27 protein-coding genes are annotated in these 26,192 nt (G+C 64.8%); 15 read left to right on the top strand and 12 right to left on the bottom strand.

Annotated features, from left to right (window positions below):
* The first annotated feature begins 108 nt into the window (after positions 1-108).
* Genes AC0YKC_RS00410 through AC0YKC_RS00395 form a run of 4 tightly spaced genes read left to right on the top strand, consistent with a single transcriptional unit; the run spans position 109 to position 4,204 of the window.
* Positions 109-873, top strand: coding sequence for an IclR family transcriptional regulator (locus tag AC0YKC_RS00410; protein WP_488509105.1), 765 nt, complete (start codon positions 109-111; stop codon positions 871-873).
* 30 nt (positions 874-903) lie between these two features.
* Positions 904-2,163 (top strand): Tm-1-like ATP-binding domain-containing protein, encoded by a 1,260-nt coding sequence (locus AC0YKC_RS00405; protein WP_488509104.1) that lies wholly within the window; start codon positions 904-906, stop codon positions 2,161-2,163.
* The gene (locus tag AC0YKC_RS00400) at positions 2,160-2,825 is read left to right on the top strand and encodes an HAD family hydrolase (RefSeq protein WP_488509102.1); all 666 of its coding nucleotides are present in this window, start codon (positions 2,160-2,162) and stop codon (positions 2,823-2,825) included. The genes AC0YKC_RS00405 and AC0YKC_RS00400 overlap by 4 nt, the downstream gene beginning before the upstream one ends.
* A gap of 23 nt (positions 2,826-2,848) precedes the next feature.
* Positions 2,849-4,204, top strand: coding sequence for an aminotransferase class III-fold pyridoxal phosphate-dependent enzyme (locus tag AC0YKC_RS00395; protein WP_488509100.1), 1,356 nt, complete (start codon positions 2,849-2,851; stop codon positions 4,202-4,204).
* 108 nt (positions 4,205-4,312) lie between these two features.
* Here AC0YKC_RS00395 and AC0YKC_RS00390 read toward each other — a convergent pair whose 3' ends face one another.
* On the bottom strand, positions 4,313-5,182 hold the full coding sequence (locus AC0YKC_RS00390) for a helix-turn-helix domain-containing protein (RefSeq protein ID WP_488509099.1): 870 nt from the start codon (positions 5,180-5,182) through the stop codon (positions 4,313-4,315).
* A gap of 95 nt (positions 5,183-5,277) precedes the next feature.
* Between AC0YKC_RS00390 and AC0YKC_RS00385 the strand changes: the two genes are divergently transcribed.
* A complete protein-coding gene (locus AC0YKC_RS00385) occupies positions 5,278-6,822 on the top strand; it encodes a 4-hydroxyphenylacetate 3-hydroxylase family protein (protein ID WP_488509602.1) in 1,545 nt (514 codons plus the stop codon).
* A gap of 25 nt (positions 6,823-6,847) precedes the next feature.
* Complete coding sequence (locus tag AC0YKC_RS00380; RefSeq protein WP_320294567.1) at positions 6,848-7,357, top strand: flavin reductase; 510 nt, start codon at positions 6,848-6,850, stop codon at positions 7,355-7,357.
* Positions 7,358-7,399: 42 nt separating this feature from the next.
* Here AC0YKC_RS00380 and hpaR read toward each other — a convergent pair whose 3' ends face one another.
* The gene (gene hpaR, locus AC0YKC_RS00375) at positions 7,400-7,804 is read right to left on the bottom strand and encodes a homoprotocatechuate degradation operon regulator HpaR (protein WP_320294566.1); all 405 of its coding nucleotides are present in this window, start codon (positions 7,802-7,804) and stop codon (positions 7,400-7,402) included.
* A gap of 221 nt (positions 7,805-8,025) precedes the next feature.
* Here hpaR and AC0YKC_RS00370 point away from each other — a divergent pair, with 221 nt between their 5' ends.
* The 5 genes from AC0YKC_RS00370 to hpaH all read left to right on the top strand — a co-directional run bounded on the left by AC0YKC_RS00370 (position 8,026) and on the right by hpaH (position 12,863).
* Entirely contained in the window at positions 8,026-8,412 is a 387-nt protein-coding gene (locus tag AC0YKC_RS00370; RefSeq protein WP_278163235.1) for a 5-carboxymethyl-2-hydroxymuconate Delta-isomerase, read from the top strand.
* A 20-nt stretch (positions 8,413-8,432) separates the two neighbouring features.
* A complete protein-coding gene (hpaE, locus tag AC0YKC_RS00365; protein ID WP_488509095.1) occupies positions 8,433-9,950 on the top strand; it encodes a 5-carboxymethyl-2-hydroxymuconate semialdehyde dehydrogenase in 1,518 nt (505 codons plus the stop codon).
* Positions 9,951-9,962: 12 nt separating this feature from the next.
* A complete protein-coding gene (hpaD, locus tag AC0YKC_RS00360) occupies positions 9,963-10,943 on the top strand; it encodes a 3,4-dihydroxyphenylacetate 2,3-dioxygenase (protein WP_434721545.1) in 981 nt (326 codons plus the stop codon).
* Positions 10,944-11,187: 244 nt separating this feature from the next.
* The gene (locus AC0YKC_RS00355) at positions 11,188-12,063 is read left to right on the top strand and encodes a fumarylacetoacetate hydrolase family protein (RefSeq protein WP_488509093.1); all 876 of its coding nucleotides are present in this window, start codon (positions 11,188-11,190) and stop codon (positions 12,061-12,063) included.
* The gene (hpaH, locus tag AC0YKC_RS00350) at positions 12,060-12,863 is read left to right on the top strand and encodes a 2-oxo-hept-4-ene-1,7-dioate hydratase (protein WP_488509091.1); all 804 of its coding nucleotides are present in this window, start codon (positions 12,060-12,062) and stop codon (positions 12,861-12,863) included. The genes AC0YKC_RS00355 and hpaH overlap by 4 nt, the downstream gene beginning before the upstream one ends.
* A 221-nt stretch (positions 12,864-13,084) precedes the next feature.
* Here the strand turns inward: hpaH and AC0YKC_RS00345 are convergent, their stop codons facing one another.
* The 8 genes from AC0YKC_RS00345 to AC0YKC_RS00310 all read right to left on the bottom strand — a co-directional run bounded on the left by AC0YKC_RS00345 (position 13,085) and on the right by AC0YKC_RS00310 (position 21,038).
* Positions 13,085-14,104, bottom strand: a complete 1,020-nt coding sequence (locus tag AC0YKC_RS00345) for an isopenicillin N synthase family dioxygenase (protein ID WP_320294560.1) — start codon at positions 14,102-14,104, stop codon at positions 13,085-13,087.
* A 170-nt stretch (positions 14,105-14,274) separates the two neighbouring features.
* Positions 14,275-14,931, bottom strand: a complete 657-nt coding sequence (locus tag AC0YKC_RS00340) for a methionine ABC transporter permease (protein ID WP_434721542.1) — start codon at positions 14,929-14,931, stop codon at positions 14,275-14,277.
* Entirely contained in the window at positions 14,912-16,003 is a 1,092-nt protein-coding gene (locus AC0YKC_RS00335; RefSeq protein WP_488509088.1) for a methionine ABC transporter ATP-binding protein, read from the bottom strand. Before AC0YKC_RS00335 ends, AC0YKC_RS00340 begins: the two co-directional genes overlap by 20 nt.
* Before the next feature lie 80 nt (positions 16,004-16,083).
* On the bottom strand, positions 16,084-16,935 hold the full coding sequence (locus AC0YKC_RS00330; RefSeq protein WP_488509086.1) for a MetQ/NlpA family ABC transporter substrate-binding protein: 852 nt from the start codon (positions 16,933-16,935) through the stop codon (positions 16,084-16,086).
* A 209-nt stretch (positions 16,936-17,144) separates the two neighbouring features.
* Entirely contained in the window at positions 17,145-17,942 is a 798-nt protein-coding gene (cuyB, locus tag AC0YKC_RS00325) for a cysteate racemase (RefSeq protein ID WP_488509084.1), read from the bottom strand.
* Positions 17,939-19,303, bottom strand: coding sequence for a dicarboxylate/amino acid:cation symporter (locus AC0YKC_RS00320; RefSeq protein WP_488509082.1), 1,365 nt, complete (start codon positions 19,301-19,303; stop codon positions 17,939-17,941). The genes cuyB and AC0YKC_RS00320 overlap by 4 nt, the downstream gene beginning before the upstream one ends.
* A gap of 2 nt (positions 19,304-19,305) precedes the next feature.
* Complete coding sequence (locus AC0YKC_RS00315; protein WP_488509080.1) at positions 19,306-20,145, bottom strand: substrate-binding periplasmic protein; 840 nt, start codon at positions 20,143-20,145, stop codon at positions 19,306-19,308.
* A gap of 203 nt (positions 20,146-20,348) precedes the next feature.
* On the bottom strand, positions 20,349-21,038 hold the full coding sequence (locus AC0YKC_RS00310) for an SDR family NAD(P)-dependent oxidoreductase (RefSeq protein WP_488509079.1): 690 nt from the start codon (positions 21,036-21,038) through the stop codon (positions 20,349-20,351).
* Between the two features lie 185 nt (positions 21,039-21,223).
* On the opposite strand from AC0YKC_RS00310, the gene AC0YKC_RS00305 reads away from it, so the two are divergent.
* Positions 21,224-22,339: an anhydro-N-acetylmuramic acid kinase gene (locus AC0YKC_RS00305; protein WP_488509077.1), complete on the top strand. Its 1,116-nt coding sequence runs from the start codon at positions 21,224-21,226 to the stop codon at positions 22,337-22,339.
* Here AC0YKC_RS00305 and AC0YKC_RS00300 read toward each other — a convergent pair whose 3' ends face one another.
* A complete protein-coding gene (locus tag AC0YKC_RS00300; RefSeq protein ID WP_488509075.1) occupies positions 22,340-22,765 on the bottom strand; it encodes a GNAT family N-acetyltransferase in 426 nt (141 codons plus the stop codon).
* A 157-nt stretch (positions 22,766-22,922) separates the two neighbouring features.
* Here AC0YKC_RS00300 and AC0YKC_RS00295 point away from each other — a divergent pair, with 157 nt between their 5' ends.
* The 3 genes from AC0YKC_RS00295 (at position 22,923) to AC0YKC_RS00285 (ending at position 24,979) form a co-directional block, all read left to right on the top strand.
* Positions 22,923-23,462 (top strand): dihydrofolate reductase family protein, encoded by a 540-nt coding sequence (locus tag AC0YKC_RS00295; RefSeq protein WP_488509073.1) that lies wholly within the window; start codon positions 22,923-22,925, stop codon positions 23,460-23,462.
* A 130-nt stretch (positions 23,463-23,592) separates the two neighbouring features.
* Positions 23,593-24,012 carry a GFA family protein gene (locus tag AC0YKC_RS00290; protein ID WP_488509071.1) on the top strand — a complete coding sequence of 140 codons (420 nt, stop codon included), beginning with the start codon at positions 23,593-23,595 and terminating at the stop codon, positions 24,010-24,012.
* 1 nt (position 24,013) lies between these two features.
* Positions 24,014-24,979: a sigma-70 family RNA polymerase sigma factor gene (locus AC0YKC_RS00285; RefSeq protein ID WP_488509069.1), complete on the top strand. Its 966-nt coding sequence runs from the start codon at positions 24,014-24,016 to the stop codon at positions 24,977-24,979.
* A 30-nt stretch (positions 24,980-25,009) separates the two neighbouring features.
* On the opposite strand, the gene AC0YKC_RS00280 is transcribed toward AC0YKC_RS00285, so the two are convergent.
* Positions 25,010-26,188, bottom strand: coding sequence for an MFS transporter (locus tag AC0YKC_RS00280; RefSeq protein WP_488509068.1), 1,179 nt, complete (start codon positions 26,186-26,188; stop codon positions 25,010-25,012).
* Positions 26,189-26,192: the final 4 nt, after the last annotated feature.

Raw genomic sequence — 26,192 nt, 5'->3', positions numbered from 1 at the left:
GTGCATTTCATTATTTGCAACGGCATTTCGATATTAGACTTGCAAAGGAATCGACTTGCTGTCAAGTTAATTCGCACGTTAAGTATCTGACGGAGGATCGGACACGCGATGAGCACGGTGGCCAAAGCCATTTCGCTGCTGGAACTGCTGGGCGGCGGCGCGCCCGAGGCGGCGCTGGCCGACCTTGCCAGGGCCGCCGGCTTCGACAAGGCGACGACGCGCCGGCTGCTGGTTTCGCTCATCGCGCAAGGGCTGGTCGAACAGGATGAGACGACGCGGCTCTACCGGCTCGGCGCCGGCCTGACGCGGCTGGCGCTGATGCGTGAGGCACAGTTTCCGTTCCTGCGCATGGCAGTGCCGGTGGTCGAGGCGCTGGCCGCCGAGACCGGCGAGACCGTGCATCTCTCCGAATATTCGAAGCGCGGCCTGATCACCGTCCAGGTCATCGAATCGGCCAAGGCCAATCGTGTCAGCGTGCAACTCGGCGACGTGCTGCCGATGCATGCCACGGCGTCCGGCATCGCGTTCCTGGCTTTCGCCGAGGAACGCATCCGCGAGGCCATTCTTGCCGGTCCGATGCCGGCCTTCACGCCCTTCACCATAGGCGATGCGGCGACGCTCGCCGACCATGTCACTGCGGCCCGCGCGCGCGGCCATTCCATCGGCGCGCAGGGCTTCGAAGAAGGCGTGATGAGCGTCGCGGCACCCATCCTCGGCGCCGACGGCTACGCCATAGGTGCCATTGCGGTCGCCGCGCCAAGAGTGCGCACGCAAAAGGCCGACATCGAACGGCTCGGCATCGGCGTGACCGCCGCGGGTCGCGAGATTGGCGAGCGGCTGTTCGGCCGGCTGCCAGGCCAGAAGCGGGCCTGACAACCAACAAGAGACTACAGGGAGATTGACGTGGAGGAGAAACGCCGAATCCTGGTTATCGGCACCGGCGACACCAAGGCCGACGAGCTTCTGTTCATGCGCGAGCGCATCGAGGCCGTCGGCGGCGTCGCCGTGATGATGGACGTGAGTGTGCTTGGCGACCCGCCCTACAGGCCGGAGCACGACAAGCATGCGGTGGCGCGCGCGGCGGATGCGACCATCGAGGCGATCATCGCCAGCGGCGACGAGAATACCGCGATGACGCTGATGGCGCTGGGTGCTGCGCGGCTGGCGCGCTCGCTGCACGACAAAAGCGAGATCGACGGCTTCATTGCGCTGGGCGGCTCGATGGGCACCGACCTTGCGCTCGATGTGGCGCTGGCGCTGCCGCTCGGCGTGCCTAAATTCGTCGTCTCGACGATCGCCTATTCGCATCTCGTGCCGCCCGAGCGCATCGCCACCGACCTGATGATGATCCTTTGGGCCGGCGGCCTCTACGGGCTCAACAGCGCCTGCAAGGCGGTGCTGTCGCAGGCCAGCGGCGCCGTGGTCGGCGCCGCGCGGGCCGTCGTCAAACCCGATATGTCGCGGCCGAAGGTCGGCATGAGCTCGCTGGGCAAAAGCTGCCTGCAATATATGGTGACGCTGAAGCCGGAGCTGGAAAAGCGCGGCTACGAGGTCATCGTCTTCCACACTACCGGCATGGGCGGACGGGCGCTGGAGGCGATCGCGGCGCAGAAGGGTTTCGTCGCGGTGCTCGATTTCAGCCTGCAGGAGCTCGCCAACCAGCTCACCGGCTCGGTGGTGAATTCGGGCACGGACCGGCTGGAGAATGCCGGGCGGCAAGGCATCCCGCAGATCGTTGCGCCCGGCGCCATCGACATGGTGGATTTCCCGACCTGGCAGGCAGTGCCGTCGCGCTTCACCGAGCGGCCATACCACGCACATAACCGGCTGCTGGCGTCGGTCACCTCCGACGGCGCGACGCGCCGGGAGATCGCGCGCGCCATCGGCGACAAGCTCGCCGCGGCGACCGGGCCGACCGCCTTCATCCTGCCGGCCGGCGGCATCCAGCAATGGGACCAGAAAGGCGAGCCGCTCTACGAGCCGGAGGCGCTGTCAGCCTTTGTCGAGGAGATGAGGGCGCGCGTGCCGGACAATGCCGAGCTGCATGAGATCGCTGGGCACATCAACGATGCCGCCTTCAGCGCCAAAGCACTGGAGATCTTCGATCGCTGGGTGGCCGAAGGCGTCGTTCCGCCCGGCGTGACCGGCAGGCGCGTGGCATGAGCCCGTTGAAGCTGCAGGCGCTGGTGCTCGATTTCGGCGGCGTGGTCACGCGCACGCTATTCGAGACGCATGCGCTGACCGAGCAGGCGCTCGGCTTGCCTGCCGGCAAGCTGCGCTGGAAGGGTCCGTTCGATCCTGGCGGCGATCCGCTTTGGCGATCGATGCAACGCGACGAAATCAGCGAGCGCGACTATTGGACGGAACGAACGCGCGAGGTCGGCGCTCTGGTCGGCGAAAACTGGACATCGATGCAGACCTTCGTGCAGCGGGCGCGTGGAGCGGAGCCTGAAAAAGTGGTGCGACCGGAGGCCGACCAAGCCATCCGCACGGCGCATGCCGCCGGTGTCCGCCTCGCCATCCTGTCGAACGAGCTCGACCTGTTCTACGGCGCCGATTTTCGCCAGCGCCTGCCGCTGCTTTCGCTTTTCGAGACGATCGTCGATGCGACCTATACAAAGATCCTCAAGCCCGACGCCCGCGCCTATGCGATGGTCGGCGAGGCGCTGCGCCTGCCGCTTTCGGCCTGCGTCTTCGTCGACGACCAGAAGCGCAATGTCGACGGTGCGATTGCCGCCGGCATGCCAACCGTTCATTTCGACGTCGCCCGACCGGCGCAAAGCTATGCCGAGGCGCTCAGCCATTTCGGCCTGACGCTCTCCTGATTGGAAAACCGGAGTTCCTCCCGATGCGTGACATCAACTTCCTCACCGAAAACAACGCCAAGCCGATCTGGCATCCGATGGCGCATCCGGCCGAAATGCGGGCGAGCCCGCCGAAGATCATCATGAAGGGCGAAGGCGTTTCGGTGACCGATGCCGAGGGCCGCACCGTGCTCGATGCCGTCGGCGGCCTGTGGAACGTCAATCTCGGCTACAGCTGCGATCCGATCAAGCAGGCGATGGCCGCGCAGCTCGACGCTCTGCCCTATTATTCAGGCTTTCGCGGCACCTCGACCGGACCGTCGATCGAGCTCGCCTATGAGCTCACCGAATGGTTCGCGCCGGAAGGCATGGTGCGCGCCTTCTTCACCTCGGGCGGCTCGGATTCGGTCGAGACGGCGCTCCGGCTCGCCAGGCAGTATTGGAAGATCCGCGGCCAAGGCGACCGGACGAAATTCCTGGCGCTGAAGAAGGGCTATCACGGCACCCATTTCGGTGGCGCCTCGGTCAACGGCAACGCCAATTTCCGCCGCAACTACGAGCCGCTTTTGCCCGGCGTCTTCCACACGCCGGCGCCCATGACCTACCGCAACCCGTTCGACGAGACCGATCCGGCAAAGCTGGCGAAACTCTGCGCGCGGGCGATCGAGGAAGAGATCGCCTTCCAGGGCGCCGACACGATCGCCGCCTTCATCATGGAGCCGGTGCTCGGCGCCGGCGGCGTGATCGTTCCGCATGAGAGCTTCATGCCGATGGTGCGGGCGATCTGCGACCGCCACGACATCCTGTTGATCGCCGACGAGGTGGTGACGGGCTTCGGCCGCACCGGCGCCTGGTCGGGCTCGCGGCTCTCCAATACGAAGCCGGATTTCATGACCATCGCCAAGGCGATCACATCGGGATACTTCCCGCTCGGCGCGACGATGATCGGCGCCAAGGTCGCCGAAATCTTCGAGACCGACAAGACCAGCTTCGGCGCGATCGGCCATGGCTATACCTATTCCGGCCATCCGGTCGGCTGCGCGGCCGGTCTGGCGGCGCTCGCCGAAACGAAACGGCTGGCCGTCAACGAGAATGCCGCAGCGCGCGGCGTCGAGCTCGGCAAGGCGCTGGAGGCGCTGAAGGCCAAGCACCAGCTGGTCGGCGATGTCCGCTACCAGGGTCTGATGGCGGCGCTCGAGCTGGTCTCGGACCGCGCCGCGAAGAAGCCGTTCGACAAGAAGACGATGGCCGCCGTCGCGGACGGCGCTTACGAGGCGGGCGTCATGCTGCGCGTCTCGGGCAACAACATCATCCTGTCGCCGCCGCTGATCATCACCGCGGCCGATGTGGCGAAGATTGCCGAGGGGCTGGATGCGGGGTTGACCGCTGCGTCAGCGTGAATGGTGAATGGTGAATGGTGAATGGTGAATGGTGAATGGTCGGAAATTCCTTCGGGCGCCGCCAGTCAAGCAGCACTGATCTCCTTGCCATTCACTATTCACTATTCACTATTCACTATTCACCCTCTCCTTCCGCCACGCCGCCGGCGACACGCCAACGGCCTGGCGGAAGAAGCGCGAGAAGTATGCCGGATCGTTGAAGCCGGTCTCGTAGGCGATGTCCTCGACCGTGCGTATGGTGAAGAGCAGCAGGCGCTTGGCCTCGACCAGGCGCCTGTCGCCGATCGCCTGGCGCACGCCCGAGCCCAGCACCTGATGCGCCGCCTTGTCGAGTAGGTGCCTGGTGGTGCCGAGCTCCTCGACATAGCGCTCCACCGGCCAGTCGTCGCGGAAGTGGCGGTCGATCAGCCGCCTGAGTCGGCCACCCAGCGCCACCGCCGCCGGCACGGTCACCGCATGCGACTGGGCGTCGAGACGGGCGATGTGCGACAATGCCACCGCGATCAGCGGCGGCAGGATCTTTTCCGCGCCGGCTTGGGCCTCGGCATATTCGGCCTGGATCATCCTGACGGTGTCGCCCAGCCTTTGCCAAAGCGCTCCATCACCCCGCGCGGTGATGAAAACCGGTTGATCGAGCGGCAGCGCCGAATGTTCCGCGATTGCCGCGAGCGCCGCATCCGCAACCGAGACGACGATGGCGTCGGTGCCCGGCTCGATGTCGAAGCCATGCACCACGCCGCTCGGCATGTAGCTCACCGTCGGCGCCGAAAAACTCCAGGTTTTGTCCTCGATCCGATAGAGGCCCTGCCCGCTCGTCCAATAGGTGATCTGGGCCATTTGCGGATGTTTGTGCGCCAGAACGTGGCCGCGATGCACCGAAGCGCGGGCCTGCACGGTCTCGACATGCAGGAATCCGATCTCGAGCGCCCGAGCCGGCTCGCCGTAGACGAAGAATTCCAAAATGGCGGTCTGGCTCATAGGCAGCCGGAAAAAGTCCAAGCGGTTTTGCGCTTTCGTCCATAAACCATTGTGACGTATCCGGCTACTCTCTACCAATCCAAGGGAGGATCATGATGCGATCGGAAGATTTCCGGGCCGACAATTCGCGGCCGTTCACGGGCGCCGAATATCTGGCGAGCCTGCGCGACGGGCGCGAGGTCTATATCAACGGCGAACGTGTGGCGGACGTCACCAGCCACCCGGCGATGCGCAATTCGGTGCGCTCGCTGGCGCGTCTCTACGACGCGCTGCATGATCCCAACCAGCAGGCGGTGCTGACCTCGCCGACCGATACCGGCTCGGGCGGCTTTACGCACAAGTATTTCCGCGTCGCGCACTCCTCCGCCGAGCTTGTCGCGCAGCAGGGCGCGATCGCGCATTGGGCGCGCATGACCTATGGCTGGATGGGCCGCACCGCCGACTACAAGGCCGCGCTGATGAACACGCTCGGCGCCAACGCCGAGTGGTATGGGCCGTTCAAGGACAATGCGCGCGCCTGGCATAAACGCGCGCAGGAAGCGGTCCTGTTCATGAACCACGCCATCGTCAATCCGCCGATCGACCGCCACAAGCCGGCCGAGCAGGTGAAGGACGTGTTCGTGCACATCACCAAGGAAAACGACGCCGGCATCTGGGTGTCCGGCGCCAAGGTCGTGGCGACGTCGTCGGCGCTCACCCACTACAATTTCCTGGCGCAGAGCTCGGCGACGGTGACGGAGGATCCGTCGCTGTCGGTGATGTTCATCGTGCCGATGAACGCGCCGGGCATAAAGATGTTCTGCCGCGTCTCCTACGAGCAGACGGCCAACACCGTCGGCCATCCCTTCGACTATCCGTTGTCGTCGCGTTTCGACGAGAACGACGCCATCCTGGTGCTCGACAACGTGTTTATCCCCTGGGAGGACGTGCTGGTGCTGCGCGACGCGCAAAAAATCCTGTCCTTCCATCCCGCGTCGGGCTTCATGCATGGCTATTGCTTCCAGGGCTGCACGCGCTTTGCGGTGAAACTCGACTTCCTCGCCGGGCTGCTGGCCAAGGCGCTGCGGGCCACAGGCGGCGACGCCTTCCGCGGCAATCAGGCGGCGCTCGGCGAGGTGATTGCGCTGCGCCACATGTTCTGGAGCTTTTCCAATGCCATGGCGCACAACCCCATACCATGGGCGAACGGCGCGGTGCTGCCCAATCTCGAGGCCGCGCTCGCCTACCGCACCTTCATGTCGGAAGCGTATCCGCGCGTCATCGACACGGTGCGCCGGGTGGTCGCCTCGGGGCTGATCTACCTGCCCTCCTCGGCGCGCGACTTCGACAATCCTGAGATCGACCGCTACCTCGCGCAATATGTGCGCGGCTCCAACGACATGGGCCATGTCGAGCGCATCAAGATCATGAAGCTGCTGTGGGACGCGACCGGCACCGAATTCGGCGGCCGCCACGCGCTCTACGAGCTCAACTATGCCGGCGCGCCGGAAGAGGTGCGGCTGCAGGTTCTGAAGGGCGCCGAGCGCGGCGGCCGGCTGAAGCAGATGGAGGAACTCGTCGACCAATGCATGGCCGATTATGACGAAAAGGGCTGGACCGGCGACACCTGGCTGCCGCCGCTGTCGGCCCAGGCCAACTGACGGGAGGCCGGCCATGGAGACGCCCATGGAAACACAAGTCGCAAGGCTGGAATTCCGCGAGGCCATGGCGCGGGTCTGCGCGCCGGTCAACATCGTCACCACCGACGGCCCGGCCGGGCGCGGCGGCTTCACCGCAACCGCCATGTGCAGCGTCTCCGACGACCCACCGACCCTGCTTGTGTGCATGAACGAGCGCTCGGCGCAGACCGGCATGTTCCTCGCCAACCAGCGCTTCTGCATCAATGTGCTGACCCAGTCGCACATGCACCTGGCGGCGAAATTCGCCGGCGCGATCCGCGACATGGCCGAGCGCTATCAAGCCGCGCGCTGGCAGACGATGCCATCCGGCATGCCGGCGCTGCTTGACGCCATCGTCAGCTTCGACTGCGAGATCGGCGCGGTGAACAAGGTCGGCACGCACAATGTGATGTTCGGCCGCGTCGTCGACATCCGCCACGGCAGCGACGAGGCGGCGCTGCTCTATGTCGGGCGCAACTACATGCAGCCGAGCGCGCTGGGGAGCTTTGGAGGGTGAGCGCGACTTCGCCTTCTCCCCTTGTGGGAGAAGGAAAAGGCGTCACCCCTCCACCGTCTCCGACTGGATCAGGCTCTCCAGCATGTCGAGCAGGCGCTCATGCTCTTCGGCGCCGTAGCGCTTTTCAATGGCGTCGTAGATGGCGACCCGCTCAGGGGCCAGCTCCTCGATCAGCGCCACGCCGGTGGGGCTGATGGCGAGCAGGGCACGGCGGCCGTCATCCTTGACCTTGTTGCGGGAGATGAACTCGCGCTCTTCCAACGCCTTGATGATGCGGGTCAGGCTCGGCGGCAGGATCGAGGCGCGGTTGGCGAGCTCTGTCGCTTCCAGCGGGCCGGCTTCGGCGAGAACGCGCAGCACGCGCCACTGCTGCTCGGTGATGTCGTGGCGGGCGAGCATCGGCCGGAAATGCGCCATGATCACTTCGCGGGCGCGAAGCAGAGCCATGGGCAAGGAGCGGCGGGTGCTGGGCGGTAGCAAAATCAGGTCTCCGAAAATTCCAGTCCAGTACGACTCGCAACAAGGATTAAGGCCCGGATCGCAGCTATATCCGCGATTTTGCCGGGAGCGGCAATCCCACCCCGGAAGCTGCATCCACAGAGAGAACGACGCTTGACATTCCGGCGTCAAGATGTAATTCACATGTTAACTACAAGGTGGAGGAAACCTTGCCCCATATGGCGATCGAATATTCGGCGAATCTCGACGCGAAGGTCGACATGGGCGAGCTTTGCGCGCTGGTCTCGCGCACCATCCTCGAAACAGGACTGTTCGAACCGGGCGCGGTCAGGGTGCGCGCCTTCCGCGCCGAAGCCTATGCCATCGCAGACCGGCTTCCGGAAAACGGCTTCATCGACATGAATTTCCGCATCGGCAAGGGCCGCAGCGCGGCGGAAAAGAAGAGCGCCGGCGAGGCGATCTTCGCAGCCGTGACCGATCATCTGGCATCGCTGTTCGCCACGCCGCATTTCGCGCTGTCGCTGGAGATCCGCGAGATCGACGCCGAGCTGAGCTGGAAGAAGAACGCCATCCATCCGCGCCTGCGCGGCAAGTGATCTAGAACGGGAAAGAAATCATGGCGGCACTGGACGACAATCTGCGGAAGGCCGAGGCCTATCTGGAACGATTCCGGAAAAACGGCGTGCTGAACCAGATCGGCGGCGAAGCGGTGCCTGCCGCGGACGGCTCGACCTTCGAGACGCTTTCGCCCGTCGACCTCAAGCCGATCGCCAAGGTTGCGCGTGGCAAGGCGGCCGACATCGACAGCGCGGCAAAAGCGGCCAAGGCCGCCTTCAAGGACTGGGCGGCGATTTCCGGCGACGCGCGCAAGAAGCTGCTGCACAGAATAGCCGACGCTATCGTGGCGCGGGCGGAAGAGATCGCCTTCGTCGAATGCATGGACACTGGCCAGTCGCTGAAATTCATGGCCAAGGCGGCGCTGCGCGGCGCCGAGAACTTCCGCTTCTACGCCGACCGCGCGCCGGAAGCGCGTGACGGCCGGACGATCCGCGCGCCGAACCAGGTCAACATGACGACGCGCGCGCCGATCGGCCCGGTCGGCGTGATCACGCCGTGGAATACGCCCTTCATGCTGTCGACCTGGAAGATCGCGCCGGCTTTGGCGGCCGGCTGCACGGTGGTGCACAAGCCGGCCGAGCTGTCGCCGCTCACCGCCCGGCTGCTGGTCGAGATCGCCGAGGAGGCGGGCCTGCCCAAGGGCGTGTGGAATCTCGTCAACGGTTTCGGCGAGGATGCCGGCCGGGCGCTGACCGAACACCCCGACATCAAGGCGATCGGCTTCGTCGGCGAAAGCCGCACCGGCTCGATGATCATGAAGCAAGGGGCGGAGACGCTGAAGCGCGTGCATTTCGAGCTCGGCGGCAAGAACCCGGTCATCGTCTTCGCCGACGCCGACCTGGAGCGGGCGGCGGATGCCGCCGTCTTCATGATCTATTCGCTGAATGGCGAGCGCTGCACGTCGTCCTCGCGCCTGCTGGTCGAGGCTTCCGTCCACGACAAGTTCACCGACCTGGTGGCTGAGAAGGCGAGGCGCATCAGGATAGGCCATCCGCTCGATCCCGACACAGTGGTCGGGCCGCTGATCCATCCGGTGCATGAGGAAAAGGTGCTCTCCTATATCGAGATCGGCAAATCGGAAGGCGCGGTCGTCGCCGCCGGCGGCGGCAAGTTCGCCGGTCCGGGCGGCGGCTGCTATGTCAGCCCGACGCTGTTCGTCGGCGCCACCAACAAGATGCGCATCGCCCAGGAGGAAATCTTCGGGCCGGTGCTGACGGCGATCCCGTTCAACGACGAGGCCGAGGCGCTGGCTCTCGCCAACGACACGCAATACGGCCTGACCGGCTATCTATGGACCTCCGACGTCACCCGCGCGCTGCGCTTCACCGACGCGCTCGATGCAGGCATGATCTGGGTGAATTCGGAAAATGTCCGGCACCTGCCGACGCCGTTCGGCGGCGTCAAGAGCTCGGGCATCGGCCGCGACGGCGGCGACTGGTCGTTCGACTTCTACATGGAAACCAAGAACATCGCATTCGCCACGGCGCCGCATTCGATCCAGAAGCTCGGCGGCTGACCGGAGACAACCATGGCCCTGCCCCAACCCAACCTCTACCCCGCCTTCAACATCGTGCGGCTCTCCCATGTCGAGCTCGCCGTCACCGACCTTGCCAAGTCACGTGCCTTCTATGTCGACACGCTCGGCCTGCAGGTGACCGACGAGACCAGCGGCGCGATCTATCTGCGCGCCATGGAGGAACGCGGCCACCACTGCATCGTGCTGCGCAAGGCGGCGACACCAGAAGCGCGCGAGCTCGGCTTCAAGGTTTTTTCCGACGAGGATCTCGACAAGGCCGAGCACTTCTTCAAGGGAAAAGGCCTGCCGGTGGAATGGGTCGAGCGGCCTTATCAGTCACGCACCTTCCGCACCCGCGATCCGCATGGCATCCCGCTCGAATTCTATTCGAAGATGGAGCGGCTGCCGCCGATCCACCAGAAATACGCGCTCTATAAGGGCGTGAAGCCGCTGCGCATCGACCACTTCAACTGCTTCTCGCCGAATGTCGATGAATCGGTGTCCTTCTACAACGAGCTCGGCTTCCGCGTGACCGAATACACGCAGGACGCCGAGACCGGTAAGCTGTGGGCGGCCTGGACGCACCGCAAGGGCGGCGTGCACGACATCGCCTTCACCAACGGCCTCGGCCCGCGACTGCACCATGTCGCCTTCTGGGTGCCGACCCCGCTCAACATCATCGACCTGCTCGACCTGATGGCGACCACCGGCTATGTCGGCAACATCGAGCGCGGCCCGGGGCGGCATGGCATCTCCAACGCCTTCTTCCTCTACATCCGCGACCCCGACAACCATCGCATCGAGATCTACTGCTCGGACTACCAGACGGTCGATCCGGATCTCGAGCCGATCAAGTGGGATCTCAAGGACCCGCAGCGCCAGACATTGTGGGGCGCGCCGGCGCCGCGAAGCTGGTTCGAGGAAGGCAGCGTGTTTGCGGGTGTGGAACCGCGCAAGTCCGATCTCGCGGCCTCGCCGATCGTGGCGCCTTGATGGGCTATTGGGAGATGTTCGCGTTCTGCCGCGCCCCCCTCTGTCCTGCCGGACATCTCCCCCTCAAGGGGGGAGATTGGATGTCATCTTCGACTTCGCCAATTTTCAACACCGCAAGAAAAGCGCCGGCCGCGAATTCTGCCAATCTCCCCCCTAGAGGGGGAGATGTCCGGCAGGACAGAGGGGGGCGCCGTAGAACTCGACGCTTCCGGTTGGCCGATAGAACCCACCGTGGAGCATCAGCATGAGCGCGGGACGCCTCGCCACCTTCACCGTCGGCGGCAAGACGCGCTACGGCGCGATCACCGACAAGGGCGTCGTCGATTTGTCGGCGCGGCACGTGGAATGGCCGACGCTGCGCGAGGCGATCGAGGCCGGCGCGCTGGTGAAACTAGCCGAGGAGGCCGACGGCCTCGCGGCCGATTTCCGGATTGAGGACATCGCCTACGAAATACCGATCCCCTCGCCGGAAAAGATCATCTGCGTTGGCGTCAACTATCCGGATCGCAACGAGGAGTACAAGGACGGGCAGGCGGCGCCTTCGAACCCGTCGCTGTTCATCCGCTTCCCACGCTCCTTTGTCGGCCATGGCGCGCCGCTGGTGCGGCCGCCGGAATCGACCCAGCTCGACTATGAGGGCGAGGTCGTCATCGTCATCGGCAAGAGCGGGCGACGCATCGCCGAGGCCGATGCGCTTGGCCATATCGCGGCGCTGTCGCTGTGCAACGAAGGCACGATCCGCGACTGGGTGCGCCACGCCAAGTTCAACGTCACGCAGGGCAAGAATTTCGACCGCACAGGCTCCATCGGGCCGTGGCTGGTGCCGTTCACCGACGAGGCGCAGATCGCCGATATTTCGCTGACCACGCGCGTCAATGGCGAGGTCCGCCAGCACGATCGCACCGGCCGCATGATCTTTTCCTTCCGCAAGATCATCAACTACATCTCGACCTTCACCACGCTGGTGCCGGGCGACGTCATCGTCACCGGCACGCCGACGGGCGCAGGCGCCCGATTCGACCCGCCGATCTGGCTGAAGCCGGGCGATGTGATCGAGGTCGAGGCCGACGGCATCGGCCTGCTCCGAAACGGCGTGGTCGACGAAGGAGCCGGCCAATGATGACGGAGATGGAAGTCGAGGACGCCGCGCAGCGGCTGTTCGAAGCCGAGCGCGACCGCCGCCAGATCAGGCTGCTCAGCTTCGACTTTCCGCAAGCGACGATGGACGACGCCTACCGCGTGCAGGCGGCGCTGGTGAAGCGCAAGGCCGCATCGGGACTGACGATCAAGGGCTGGAAGATCGGCCTGACCTCGAAAGCGATGCAGTCGGCGCTCAGCATCGACATCCCGGATTCCGGCATCCTGTTCGACGACATGTTCTTCGAAGACGGCGGCATCGTGCCGGCCGATCGTTTCATCCAGCCGCGCATCGAGGCCGAGATCGCCTTCGTCATGAAGGCGCCTTTAGCCGGCCCGGACATTTCGATCGACGACGTGCTCGCCGCCACCGACCACATCACGCCGGCGCTTGAAATCCTCGACACCCGTATCGAGCGGATGAACAAGGAGACCGGCAAGATCCGCACCTTCTTCGACACGATCTCGGACAATGCCGCCAATGCCGGCATCGTCGTCGGTGGCCGCAAGGCTGGTCCGCGCGAGGCGGATCTGCGCTGGATCGGCGCCATCGTGTCGCGCAACGGCGAAGTCGAGGAGACCGGGCTCGGTGCCGGCGTGCTCGATCATCCGGCGAAAGGCATCGTCTGGCTCGCCAGCCGGCTGCATCAATACGGCATGCAGATCGAGGCCGGACAGGTCGTGCTGTCGGGCTCCTTCATCCGGCCGGTCGAATGCCGGCATGGCGACCGGATCGTCTCGGATTTCGGCCCGTTTGGTGGGATCCGCATCGCCTTCGCCTGATCGGCGCATTTCTCGGCATCTGAAAAGAAAAAGGCCGGGCGCGAAAGCGGCCCGGCCAAGCATGAAGGTCATAACCTTCAGAGGGGAACATCGCCCGGCGCAATGGGAGGAAAACACCGAGCGATGACGTGTATTTGGGGTCTGAACGGAGGATTTTCCACGAACGAAATTCCAAAAAAGATCGAAGTCGCGAAAAATTCTCACTCAATCACGACGAATCGTCAGCCGGCGGCCGATGCTTTTTCCAGAAGGTCGGCATAATGCCGCCGGGCCACGTCGGGATGCGACCTCAGCCTGCTTTTCAGCACATTGGTTCCGACATTGCGGAAGAGCGGATTGTCAGGGTCGCTGGCCGGGCCGCGCGCTTCGGCAGCGAGTTCCTCCGGCAGGTCGAGCAGCGGGATCGTCGCGTCGAGACGTGCGCTGAAGAAGAACGGAACCGAAATCCGTTCGACGCCGGCGGGCGGCGTGACGACGCGGTGCACGGTAGCCCTGAGATAGCCGTTCGAGGCGAGTTCGAGCAGCTCGCCGATGTTGACCACGAGCGTTCGCGGGATCGGGTCGACATCGACCCAACTGCCGTCATATTCGACCTGCAGGCCCTTGTTCTCGTCCTGCAGCAGGAGGGTCAGAAAACCGCCATCCTTGTGCGCGCCGACGCCCTGGTCGTCGCCGGTGGCGTCGCGGCCGGGATAGCGCACGATCTTCATGCGATGGTTCGGCTCGCCGCGATAGATCGGATCGAAAGCGTCCTCCGGCTGGTCGAGCGACAGCGCGAAAGCCTTGAGCAGCCGGATCGCCACGTCAGTCGCCTTGGCCTGCCAGGCAAGCAGCGCGGGCTTGAGCTCGGGAAGTGCTGTGGGCCACTGGTTCGGGCCCTGCAGCCGCGTCCAGGCGGGAACGCCCGGCCCTTGCGCAATGGTCGCGCGCTCGACGCCGATGTCGAGCTGCTCACGCCAGTCGGCCTTGCCCCTGGTCAGCTCGCCGCCGGCGCGCGTATAGCCTCGAAACTGCGGCGACTTCACCATTTCGATGCCGAGCTTGTCGGGTTCCGGCAAGGCGAAGAAGCGGCGCGCCGCGCCGAGCACGGCATCGATTTCCGGCTGGGTGATGCCGTGACCGCTCAGATAGAAGAAGCCGACGTCGCGGGCTGCTGTGCGCAGGTCGAACAGGAAAGTTCGAAGTTCCGACGGACCCTGCTCCAAGCGATCGAGATCGAGCACCGGAATTATTCTGGGCATGGACAGGCTCCTCTCGGCGGTAACTTTTTGTTTTAGCTCCCCGCCCGCACGATGACATGGGCGCCATTGCCGGTGAAGAAACACACCGACCAATCTCATTGCAAACGGCGCAAGCCGGCGCTCAATTCCCGGCATTTGCGGCAAATTGCGTTCGCGTCCGGTGCCCGCCCCTATCCGCGACGGTCCAGCCGCGCGACCAGCCGGTCGCCGATCCACTGGATGCCGCAGACCAGCACGATAAGCACGACAACCACGGCGACCATCACGCTGGTCTCGAAGCGCTGATAGCCGTAGCGAATGGCGAGATCGCCGAGACCGCCGGCGCCGATGGCGCCAGCCATGGCCGAAGCGCCGACGAGCGTCACCAGCGTCACCGTGAAGCCGGCGACGATGCCCGCCAGCGCTTCCGGCACCAGCACCTCGCGAATGATCGTCCAGCGATTGCCGCCCATGGCGCGCGCCGCCTCGATCAGCCCGTGATCGACCTCGCGCAGCGACACTTCGGCAATGCGGGCATAGTAGGGCGTCGCCGCGATCGACAGCGGTACGATCGCTGCCCAGGTACCGATCGAGGTGCCGACGATCAGCCGCGTCACCGGGATCAGCGCCACCAGAAGGATGATGAAAGGCACCGAGCGGAAGCCGTTGATGATGGCGCCGAGAATGCGGTTGACCCAAAGGCTCTCGGCAATACCGCCGCGGTCGGTGGCGACCAGCGCGAGGCCGAGCGGCAGGCCGAAGACCAGCGAGATGAGACCGGACGCTCCGGTCATCAGCACCGTTTCCCAGATCGAGCGGATGAGGAGTTCAAACAGGACCGGCGACATGGCCAAGCACCTCCACCCGCGCGCCGCGGTCTTTCAGGAATGCGACAACCGCCGCCAGATGCGCGGCATCGGCTCCGGGAATGGACAGGAACAGCGTGCCGACAGGCTGGCGCTGCACGTGGTCGATGCCGCCGTGCACAAGGCGGAACGGTCCGGGCACGCCGGCGCTCAGCTCAGACAACAACGGGCGACGCGCCGCCTCGCCGGCGACGTCGATCCTGAGGATCGTTTCCACGCCTTCGCCCGCGACGAGCCGAGCAGCGATCTCCGGCGGCAATTGCGGCCGGATGCCGCCGAGCAGGCTGCGTGTGATCTCGGATTTCGGATCGGCAAAGACCTGCCACACGGCGCCCTCCTCGACGATCCGGCCGGCATCGATCACCGCGATGCGATCGGCAATCGAACGGATCACCTCCATCTCATGCGTGATCAGCAGGATGGTGAGCCCGAGTCTCGCATTGATGTCTTTCAGCAGAGCGAGGATCGAGCGCGTCGTCTCCGGATCGAGGGCCGAGGTCGCTTCGTCGGATAAAAGCAGCGCCGGTCGCGCGGCCAAAGCCCTGGCGATGCCGACGCGCTGTTTCTGGCCGCCCGAGAGCGATGCGGGGTAGGCGCTGGCCTTCTCAGACAAGCCGACGAGTTGCAGAAGCTCGGCCGCACGCGCCATGCGCTCGGCGCGCGGCCGCCCTTCGATCTTGAGCGGCAGCGCGACATTGTCCTCGACGGTCTTCGCCGACAGAAGGTTGAAGTGCTGGAAGACCATGCCGATACGGCGGCGCAGCGGCTGCAGCTCGCGCTCGCCCAGACGGGCGATCTCGCGGCCTTCGATGAAGACCTCGCCGGAATCGGGTCGTTCCAGGCCGTTCAGGCAGCGGATCAGCGTTGACTTGCCGGCGCCGCTGCGGCCGATAATGCCGAGGATCTCGCCCTTGCGCACCGTGAGCGAAACGCCGTCGAGGGCGGCTGTCGCGCCGAAGCGACGCTTCAGGCCGACGAGGCGGACAACGTCTTCCTGCCCGACCGGCTGGACGTGGACCGTATCGGCGAGTCCGGCCGTGACATGCTGGTTCATCTCTATTTCCGTTTCAGTGCGAAAATACGATGGCGGCCCGCTCAAAAGCGGACCGCCTGTTCCCGACAACTAGGCCTCGGTCAATAGGCGCTGATCCCGGTGCCCTTGTAGACCTTGTCGAACTCGGCCTTGACCGCCTCGTTCTGGTAGGAGGCGACCAGCGTCTTCACCCAGGGCTCGTTCTCGGTTCCGGCCTTCACCGCGATGAAGTTGCGGTACGGATTGTCGGCCACCGGCTCCTGCGCGATGCGGTTTTCAGGGCCGAGGCCGCTCTTCAGCGCCCAGTCGGTGTTGACGACCGCGGCGTCGAGATCGTCGACAGAGCGGCCGACGATGCCGGCGTCGAGCTCCTTGATCTCGAGCTTCTTGGGGTTGTCGGCAATGTCGGCGGTCGTCGCCAGGATGCCAGTGCCCTCCTTGAGCTTGATCAGCCCCTCATGCTCCAGGACGTGCAGCGCGCGGCCTTCGTTGGAGGGATCGTTGGGCAGGCCGATGACGGCACCTTCAGGCAGATCGGCGACCTTGGTGTGCTTCTTCGAATAGAGCCCGATCGGCCAGACGCCGGTATAGCCGACCGGTACGATGTGGTAGCCTTGCGTCTTGATCTGATTGTCCAGATAGGGCTTGTGCTGGAAGGCGTTGGCGTCGATCTCGCCGCGTTCCAATGCCTCGTTGGGCTGGGTGTAGTCGTTGAAGACGACGGTCTCGATCGTCAGCCCTTTCTTGGCCGCCTCGGCGGTGACGACGCGCCAGACATCCTCATCCTCGCCGCTGATGATCCCGACCTTGATCGCCTTCTTGTCCTTGGCGAAGGATGGCGACGGTCCGGCGGAGCCGACAACGGCCAGTGTCGTGGCGAAAAGCGCGGCAAGTCCGGCGCGCCGGGTGATTGACGTGACGAGAGAATTTGAAGCGTTGCCGCGTTCGGCCATGATGCGTTCCTTGCGATCCTGAAATCATTTCGGCCCGGCGGGATGCGAAGCCTTGATCTCAGGATCATCGATGCTGCCTCATTGGGCAAAGAAGCGCTTTTCCTCTCGAAGGGAGTGCGGAAAATATTCTCTCAAAGATTTTGTGACTTGGAGAACACCGGTTGTTGGCAAGCCGATTTTGACCCGGCGCAGGTCGAAGCGGTAAACGCCTAGGAGGCCCGCTGCGCGGCGCGCCAGGTCGACCGGCCATTCCCCCGCAAGCGAGGCACCGTCGGCAGGCCCCGGGCTTCCTGAACGCTGAAGCCCAATCGCGTCAGGCTTGCCCGCGCCAGGGCCGCATTGCTGTCGATGACGATCAATCCGTTCGTGTCGCCGAGGCTGGCCGCCACCACCGACAGTTCGGTGCAGCCAAGAAGCGCTGCATCGGCGCCAGCCAGTTGCGCGAGGTGAAGCGCCTGCTCGGTCTCGGCCGCGGCTTCTCCGATCGAGCCGGCCTTGACGAACGCAATTGCGTTGTCGACCCGCTCTTGAAATTCCGTGTCCTGCGGAAGGCAGAGGTCGAAACCCGCCGCCGAAATCCTGTCCTGGTAGAAGCCGGAGGCCAGCGTGCCCCGGGTTGCGAGATTCGCGACCCTGCCGCGCTCCAGGCCACGGCGGATTTCTGCCACCACCGCGTCGCCGATGTGGATGATCTCGGCCTGCGAGTTCGCCGCCAGCTTATCGTACCAATGATGGGCGGTGTTGCAGGGCATGGCGATGCAGGCGACGCCGAGCGCGTTGAGCGTCGAGACCGCAGCCGTCAGCGGCGCCAGCGGCCCGTCATGGCCGGCTAGGATCGCCTCGGTCCTGTCGGGCAATTGCGGCACGCTGAGGATGACCACAGGCACATGCTCGTTGTCGCGGAGCGCGTCGGTCATCCGGGTCAGCTTGAAGTAGAAGTCGGCCGATGCCAGCGGCCCAAGACCGCCGATGATGCCGAGCTGGGGACGGATGCTGTCGTCGATCATCGAACGGGCTCGGCTTCGAGCTCGCCCGCGACGATTTCATCGGACTGCGCCGTCTCCCTGTGACTGGGCGCGATCATTGCCGTGCTCGCCGCCACGGTGCAGACGCTGGATAGCGTCATGAACGTATCCACGGCCGCATCCACCGCGACGAAAAGGGCAAACGCCGCCTCGAAGGGGAGCTTCAGGTAGCCGCAGACGATGGACATCTGCGACAGGATGAGCAGGCTGCCCATGCCGCCGGTCGTCAGCGCCAGAAGCGCCGAGACGATGCCCACGAGCAAGAGGTCCGGGATCGCCAGCTGATGGCCGTAGAGCTGGGCGATGAACAGGGCGCCCGAAGTGTAGACCAGCGCCGGACCCGTTCGCAGCAGTGCGGCCTGCAGCGGCACGAGCAGTTCGACGACCACCAGGTTGAAGCGCAGGCGCTCGCTCAACAAGTTGATGACCCAGGGAAGCGAGGCGACCGAGGAACGGGTGGTGATGGCCACCATCAGGAGCGGCTGGCAGGTCTTGATCGTGGCCCAGTAGCTTCGCCGCGACCTGATCGAGATAATCGCAAAGGCGCCAGCGAGAAATGTGAGGCAGGAAAGACCCATCACCAGCAGATAGCCGCCCATCAGCATCAGCGGCTTGGTGCCCGTCGACGCGGTCTGGTCGGCGATCAGGATGAAGGTCGCGAAGGGCAATCCCCAGACGAACCAGTTGGTGAGGACCGTGCAGGCCCGGTACACCGCGTTGAGCGCCTGCGACAGGCTGAGCGACGAGGGCTGCGGGATCTTGCCCATCGCCAATCCGAAAAGCAGGCAGAACAACAGGACCTGGATGGTCTGGCCCGAGGCCAGCGCGTTGAAGACGTTGTTCGGCACCAGATCCATGAAGATCGAATGCCCGCCGTTCGGATCCCCGGTCGGCGGCGGCGGCTGGAATGGGAATGCGAGATCGGTGGACACGCTGCCTTGCGAATTGATGAACTCGCCGAGCTCGATGCGCGACTGCGGGTTCTCGATCTGGCCGGGCTTGAGGATCAGCGAATACGTCCCGCTCACCAGCACAGCGAGGAACGACACGACTAGCACGGCGATGCCCACCTTGCCGAGGTAGCGGACCGATTTCGGGTCCTGGACCATCGCGGTGATGGAGAAGATGACGGACGAGACCAGATAGGGCAGGACGACCATCTTGAGGAAATTCAGGTAGGTCTGCGCGACAGGACTGATCGCGTGGGCGAAGGCCGGGTAATAGAGGCCGCACAGGATCCCGGCCAGGATCATGATCATCGTCGTCAACGGCGAGCGCAGGATGCGCTTTGCCGCCAGGCGCCAGTCTAAAGGCAGGGGTGCGGCTACGTCCGAGACAGCCATTGTCAGGCTTTGCTCCCCTGGCGATAGCGCGCGATGATCTCGTCGGTGCTGAGGACCTGCTGGCCCTTTGCCAGGTCGAGATAGAGATCGACGAAGGCCGCGAGATGCGGGTTGTCCGGACTGACGCCGACCGCGATCGTGTCGACCTTGTCCGTCAGCGTGATCGAGCGCGCGACCACCGTCATCGAGGGATCGTCGACCATCAGCTTCTTGATCTCGAAATCGTCGCGATAAGCCAGGTCGATCGCGCCGTTGCGGATCGCATCGACAACGGTATTCCAGCCCGCGAAGCGGCGGATCCGCGCGTGCGGGAAAGTCGCCGCCGCATAAGTGGCGAAGGACGAGCCTTCGATAACGCCGAGGTCGCCGGAGAAATCGCGGATGATCTGTTCGGGCGGCTTGCCTTGCGCGATCCGCGCCAGGTTCACGCGGTTGGCGAGCAGCCCCTGGTGCAGCATGGCGTAGGGCCGGGAATAGAGGATCGAGCGACCGCGCTGAAGGGTACGGCTCAACTTGCCGATCGCCAGGTCCGCCTCACCGAAGGTCAGCTTTTGCACCATGGCGTCGAAAGTCACGGCGGACCGGTCGAACACAGGCTCGACGCCAAGCTCCGCGGCTATGCCGCGCGCCAGGTCCATATCGACGCCCTTGTCCCCCGAGCCGTCGGCCGGAAAGAAGGGATCGGAAGCGAAAGCCGGCATGGCGATGCGCAGCTTGTTGTCGCTCACGATAGGCTTGGCTGGGTTCTCGGTCTGTTGTCCTTGCGCGGCCGCGGCTTGCGCCTGCGCGATCAGCAGCCCTCCGCCTCCGGCTGCAAACAGCGTGCGACGTGTAAGCGGCATGCGCGTTCTCAATTCGTGCAGGAGAGCCGGACAACAAATCTGACCAATCCGCAGTATGCACACCGAAGTTAAGTAAAGGTATCTTTTACACCTCACCTTTTTATATAGTAGATCACTAAAATGGCATTATGAATATGCAGAACTCCTAAAATAACAGGAGCCCGCGAAGAGGCGTGTTACTGCGAGCCTCGGGCAATTGATCGTCAGAACGTCTCGACCCAAGGCCTGAGATCGACCTCGAAGCTCCAGGCGCTGCGATGCTGGCGATGGGTAGCCAGATAAGTCTCGGCGATCGCGTCGGGCGACAGGCGGCGATCCGGCCGGTCAGGCTCAGGCGCCTGTCCGGCCGGCTCGATCTGGCCATCGATGATGAAATGCGCGACGTGGATGTTCTTCGGGCCGAGCTCGCGCGCCATCGATTGCGCCAAGCCGCGCAGACCGAATTTCGGCATGGCGAAACCGGCGGAACCGGAAAAGCCCTTGAGGCTTGCGCTGGCGCCGGTGAACAGGATCGAGCCGGAGCCGCGCGCAAGAAGCCGGCGCGCTGCTTGCTGACCAACCAGGAAACCGCCATAGGCGCCGACGAGCAGGGCTTGCTTGACCGCCTCGGGATCGAGCTCGGCGATCGGGCCGCGCGTGCGACCGCTGGCGTTGAAGACGGCAATTTCGAGCGGACCCGCCTTGTCGGCCGCCTCGAACAACCGCTCGACGGAGGCCGCGTCAGACACGTCGGTTTCCATGGCTTGCGCACCGGTTTCCTTGACCAGCGCGGCCAGCTTGTCGACGTTGCGGGCAGCAAGGACGACGCGCAAGCCTTCCTTGGAGAGGAGCCGTGCCAGCGAGGCGCTTAGCCCGGACCCGGCGCCCGCGATCACTGCAACATTGGCTGCCATGCCGTTTCCTCCTTTGGGATCGATGTCGGACCCGCAGGCTCGCGCCTTTGGCGGCGAGAGGCAAGAACGTGGTTGCTCGATTTTCACCATTTGGCGCAAAAGGCGCCCGCAGGGGCGCGGCGGAAGACTTGCCTGCCGGACCGATCCGTCCGACACGTGGATGAATGGCGATTCGAGGAACGACCATGGAACCAATCTGGGCCGTCGGCCTGATGACCGGCACGGTGCTCGACGGCAATATCGACGTGGCGCTGATCAAGACGGACGGCGAGCGCATCGCCGACACCGGCACCTACACGCTGGCCCCCTACCCGCAGTCGATCCGCGCCCTGCTCGAAGAGACACTGCGCCAGGCGCGCGCGTGGAATTTCGAGGGGCCGGAACCGGCGATTTTTCGCGAAGCCGAGGAGGCGCTGACGCGCGCGCAGTCTGCGGCGGTCAGGGATCTGGTCGAGAGCCAGGGCATGAGCATGGCCGATATCGGCGTCGTCGGCTTCCACGGCCAGACCGTGCTGCACCGCGCGCCGCAGCCGGGACGGATCGGCCGTACGCGCCAGCTCGGCGACGGCGAGCTCATGGCTTCGCTGCTCGGTACCAAGGTCGCCTATGATTTCCGCTCGGCCGATGTCGCGGCCGGCGGGCAAGGCGCGCCTCTGGCCGCCGCCTATCACGCGGCGCTGCTCAAGCAGGCGGACGTCAGCGGCGACACCGCCGTGCTCAATCTCGGCGGCGTCGGCAACATCACCTGGTGGGACGGCAAGGGCGATATCGTCGCCTTCGACACCGGGCCGGCCAACGCGCCGGTCAACGACTTCATCAAGTTGAAGGGCCTCGGCGAGATGGACCGCGACGGCAGGCTGGCTGCCGCCGGCAAGGTCGACGAGGAACGGCTCGCCCGGCTGCTCAAGCATCCCTATCTCACCAAACCCTATCCCAAATCGCTCGACCGCTTCGACTTCACCGCGGCGATGGCCGAAGGGCTGAATGCCGAGGACGGCGCGGCGACGCTGACGGCCTTCACCGTGTCGGCCGTCGGCAAGGCGCTCGACCTGTTGCCGCGCCGGCCGAAGCGGCTCGCGGTCAGCGGCGGCGGCCGCCACAACCCGACGATGATGGCGATGCTCGAAAGCCGCGCCGGCGTCGAAGTGGTGCAGGCCGAAACGCTCGGGTGGAAGGGCGACGCGGTCGAAGCGGAGTGTTTTGCTTTCCTCGCCGTGCGCGTGCTGCGCGGCCTGCCGATCAGCTTTCCGAGCACCACCGGCGCGCCCGAGCCGATGCGCGGCGGAAAGCTGGCTGGCTGATCAGGGCGACAATTTCTTCTGCAGGAAGATGCGGCTGCGGCCGACCGGGAAATCGGGCAGCGTGCCGAATGGCTGGTAGCCCTGGCGCTGATAAACCTTCTCAGCGGTGGGATTGAAAGTGTCGATCCAGGCGCCGTGGCAGCCGCGCGCGATGGCTTCCCGTTCGGCGGCGTCGAGCATGCCGGCGGCCATGCGGCGGCCGCGCAGCCGTTCATCGACCCACAGCCATTGCACGTAGAGCCAACCCCAGGCGGTATAACCCGAAATGCCGGCGACGATGGCGCCGTGTTCATCGCGCGCGAAGACCGCCAGCGGCTTGCGGCCCGACGCGCCGACATCGGCATCGTTGAAGGCGGTGAGGCTCCCGCTCAGGAAAGCGAGGTCCTGCGGCAAGGGCTCGGCGGTGATTTCGAGGCTCGTCTTCATCGCGCTTTTCGCTCCGGCCGATACTGCGCCAAGCCATATCGAAGGACCCAAGGTCTCGGCAAGCCAGCCACGGCCCGAAAAAATTCCTCGTACCACGTATCCCGGAGCGCATCTCGAACGTCCTTGGGACGTCGTCCACGCTGCAGGAGAATTTGTGGTGAGAAAATTAATCGTCGGCAGCTTCGTTTCACTCGACGGCGTTATCGAGGCGCCCATGAACTGGGCATCGCCGTTCTTTGTCGCAGATGCGCTCGAACATTCCTATGAAAAGGCCGGCGAAGCAGAGTATTTCCTGCTCGGCCGCGTGACCTACGAGCTGTTTTCCAGCCGGTGGCCGCAGATCCAGGGCAAGTATATGGACCGCATGAACGGGCTGAAGAAGCTGGTCGCGTCGCGGACCCTGACAGAGGTCGGCTGGAACGCTTCGCTGATCGAAGGCGACGTTGCGGAGGGTCTCGCCGCGATCAAGGCGCAAGGCGGCGGCGACATACTGAAATACGGGGTGAGCAATCTCGACCAGACCCTGCTCGCCAGCAAGCTCGTCGACGAATACCAGCTGTCGATCGTGCCGACGCGTGTGGGTTATGGAAAACGCACCTTCCACGATGTCGACCCATCGCTGGTCAGGTTGGAGCTCACGGACACACGCCGGTTCGAGAGCGGTGTCGTAACGCTGACCTATCGCGTGCTGAAATGACCTTGTCGCAAGTCGACCATGCTGGATGCCACGCGTATCTGTCAGACGGCACGTATCTTTTCCTGGCGGCCATCCGTCTTGGAGCCAGCCGGCGATCATGCCGGCCGGCCAGCTCGGAGACCATTGGGCTATGTTGAAAACCTACGCAGGAAGCTGCCATTGCGGCAAGGTGCGGTTCGAGGCGGATATCGATCTCAGCCGGGGAACCGTCAAATGCAATTGCTCGACATGCACCAAGACGCGCTCCTGGGTGGGCTTCGTCGGTCCTCAGCACTATCGCCTGATGTCGGGGGCCGAAGCGCAGACCGAATATCAATGGATCCCGCCGGGCCGAGAGGCACCCAGCATCCAGTATCATTTCTGCGCGACCTGCGGCGTGCGCATGCCGGCGCGCGGCGACGTCCCGGCGCTTGGCGGCATCGTCTACGCCATTCCGATGGCGGCTCTCGACGGGATAGAGCCGGAGGAACTGGCGGCGGCGCCGGTGATGCATGTCGACGGCAGGCATGATCGCTTCGATCGGACTCCGGATGAAATCAGGACGATGTAACATGGCGGACCTTGCCTCGCGGGAAGCGCATAACGGTGTTCGTGTTGCCATGACGATGCAGCCAAGACTTGAGCCTAGCGGGCTCTTCGACATTCGCTACGCCGCGTTCCTGGAAACGGTTGCGCATCTGCGGGAACGGTTGCACCGCTATTGCACGCGCATGACGGGCTCGGCGCTCGACGGCGAGGACGTCATGCAGGAAACGCTGTTCGAGATCTATCGTAAGATCGAGAAGATCGACGATCCTGGCGCGCTTCGCTCATGGCTGTTTCGCACCGCGCATAACCGCTGCATCGACTTCCTGCGCAACCGGCAAACGCGCCAGCGCGCCGAAGCCAATTTCGCGGTCGATGAGATCGTTCTGCCGAGCGAACCCGCGGGCCAGGGCGCCGATCGCGCCATCGAGCGGCTGGTGATCCACCTGCCGCCGAAGGAGCGAGCCTGTATTTTGTTGAAGGACGTCTTCGACCATTCGCTGGAAGAGACGGCCGACCTTGTCGGCTCGACGGTCGGCGGCGTCAAGGCCGCCTTGAGCCGTGGCCGCGCCAAGCTGGCCGCGCTGCCGGGCCAGCCTGTCGTTCGTTCCGAATCCTCGCCGGATCCGCAGCTTTCAAGACTGCTGACGCGCTATGTCGAACTCTTCAACCGCCGGGATTGGGACGGCGTGCGGGCATTGACCAGCGCCGACGCGCAATTGCGAGTGTCGGACTGCTTCAGGGGGCCATTGTCTGAGTCGATCTACTTCGTCGAATACGAAAAGGGCAAAGCCAACTGGCGGATGGCGATCGGCGCCGTCGACGGCGAGACCGTGCTGCTCGTGCTCCACCGCGGCGAAGCGGGCTGGGAACCGGCCTATCCGGTTCGGATCGAAACCACCTACGGGACCGTAAATCGGATCAGCGACTATTATGCGTGCCCGTGGCTGCTGGGAGCAGCGCGCATGGTTGCCCTCGCGAACCCAAACTGACAAGTCAGTTCGCCGAGCGAACTGACCGGGTCAGCCGGCTGAGCGCCACGCCGCTGCGCCCGCCGCCACCAGCATCAGCCCGGCGGCGATCAAGGCGCAATTGGCGAAGCCGAGGCTCGTATAGAGCGGGCCGAAGCCTGCGGTGCCGACAGTGACGGCGAGATAGGTGACCGCGCTGTTCAGGCCCATGATGGTGCCGCGGCGCGACGGGTCGAGCGCGGTGAGGCGCATGACCAGCACGTTCAGCCCGAAATGGTTGGCCAGGCCCCAGGCGGCGATCGTCGCGATCAGCAGGCTGAAGCCGGTGCTGGCCAGGGCGATCGCGACATAGACGGCGGCGACCAGCAGATAGGCGAAAGGCATGACACGACGCGCGCCGAGGCGATCGATGACGCCATCGAGCAAGGCGGCCGCGCCGAAGCCGAGGCCGTAGGCAACCGCCGCCAGGCCGTTGGCGCTGACCGGCTCGCCGAGGGCTTCATGGAGATGATCGCCGAGATAGCCGTAGACACCATAGAAGGCGGTCATGAAGGCACCGCAGGCAATAAGCAGCGGCACGATACCGGGAACGGCGAGCGCGCCGAGCGGCGACGGCGCCGGACCGCTTTTCCTGGTGTCGTGAAGCGAGCTCATCGCCAGGCCGCCAACGGCCGCTCCCGCCAGCAGCGCCACGGCGGCGAAGACGGCGCGCCAGTGGATGAGATCGGCAATCACGGCGGACAGCGAAACGCCGGCGACCATCGAAAGCGTCCAGCCCGTCAGCACCACCCCGATGGTGCCGCTCTCGCGGCCGGGCGGCGCGATCGCGGCCGAGCTGGCATAGATCGCCGGCATGGCGATACCGGCGGCAATGCCGGCTATGAGTTGGGCGGCCACCAACGCCATTACCGTCGGCGCGAGGGCACTGGCGACCAGCGCGATGGCCAGCAGCAGCAATGCGCCCTGCAGCATGCGGCGCGCGCCGATCCGGTCGATGTAGCGGGCAAGGAAGAGTGCGCTGGCCGACGTGCCTAGGCCGAAGGCGGCGGCAGCCGTCATCACCGCCGGCACGCTGGCGCCGAACGATGCCGCGACGGCCGGCGCGATGGGTCCCAGAACCAGCGAATTGGAGCCGATGACGGCGACGCAGCCCGTCAGCAGATAGGCGGTGGCCGGGATCGGCGCACGCGGCACCGCAGTCAAAATTGCTGATTGATCACTGTTCGACATATCA

This window comes from Mesorhizobium sp. CNPSo 4661 (assembly GCF_057784215.1).
This window is presented reverse-complemented; position numbering and strand designations above follow the sequence as displayed.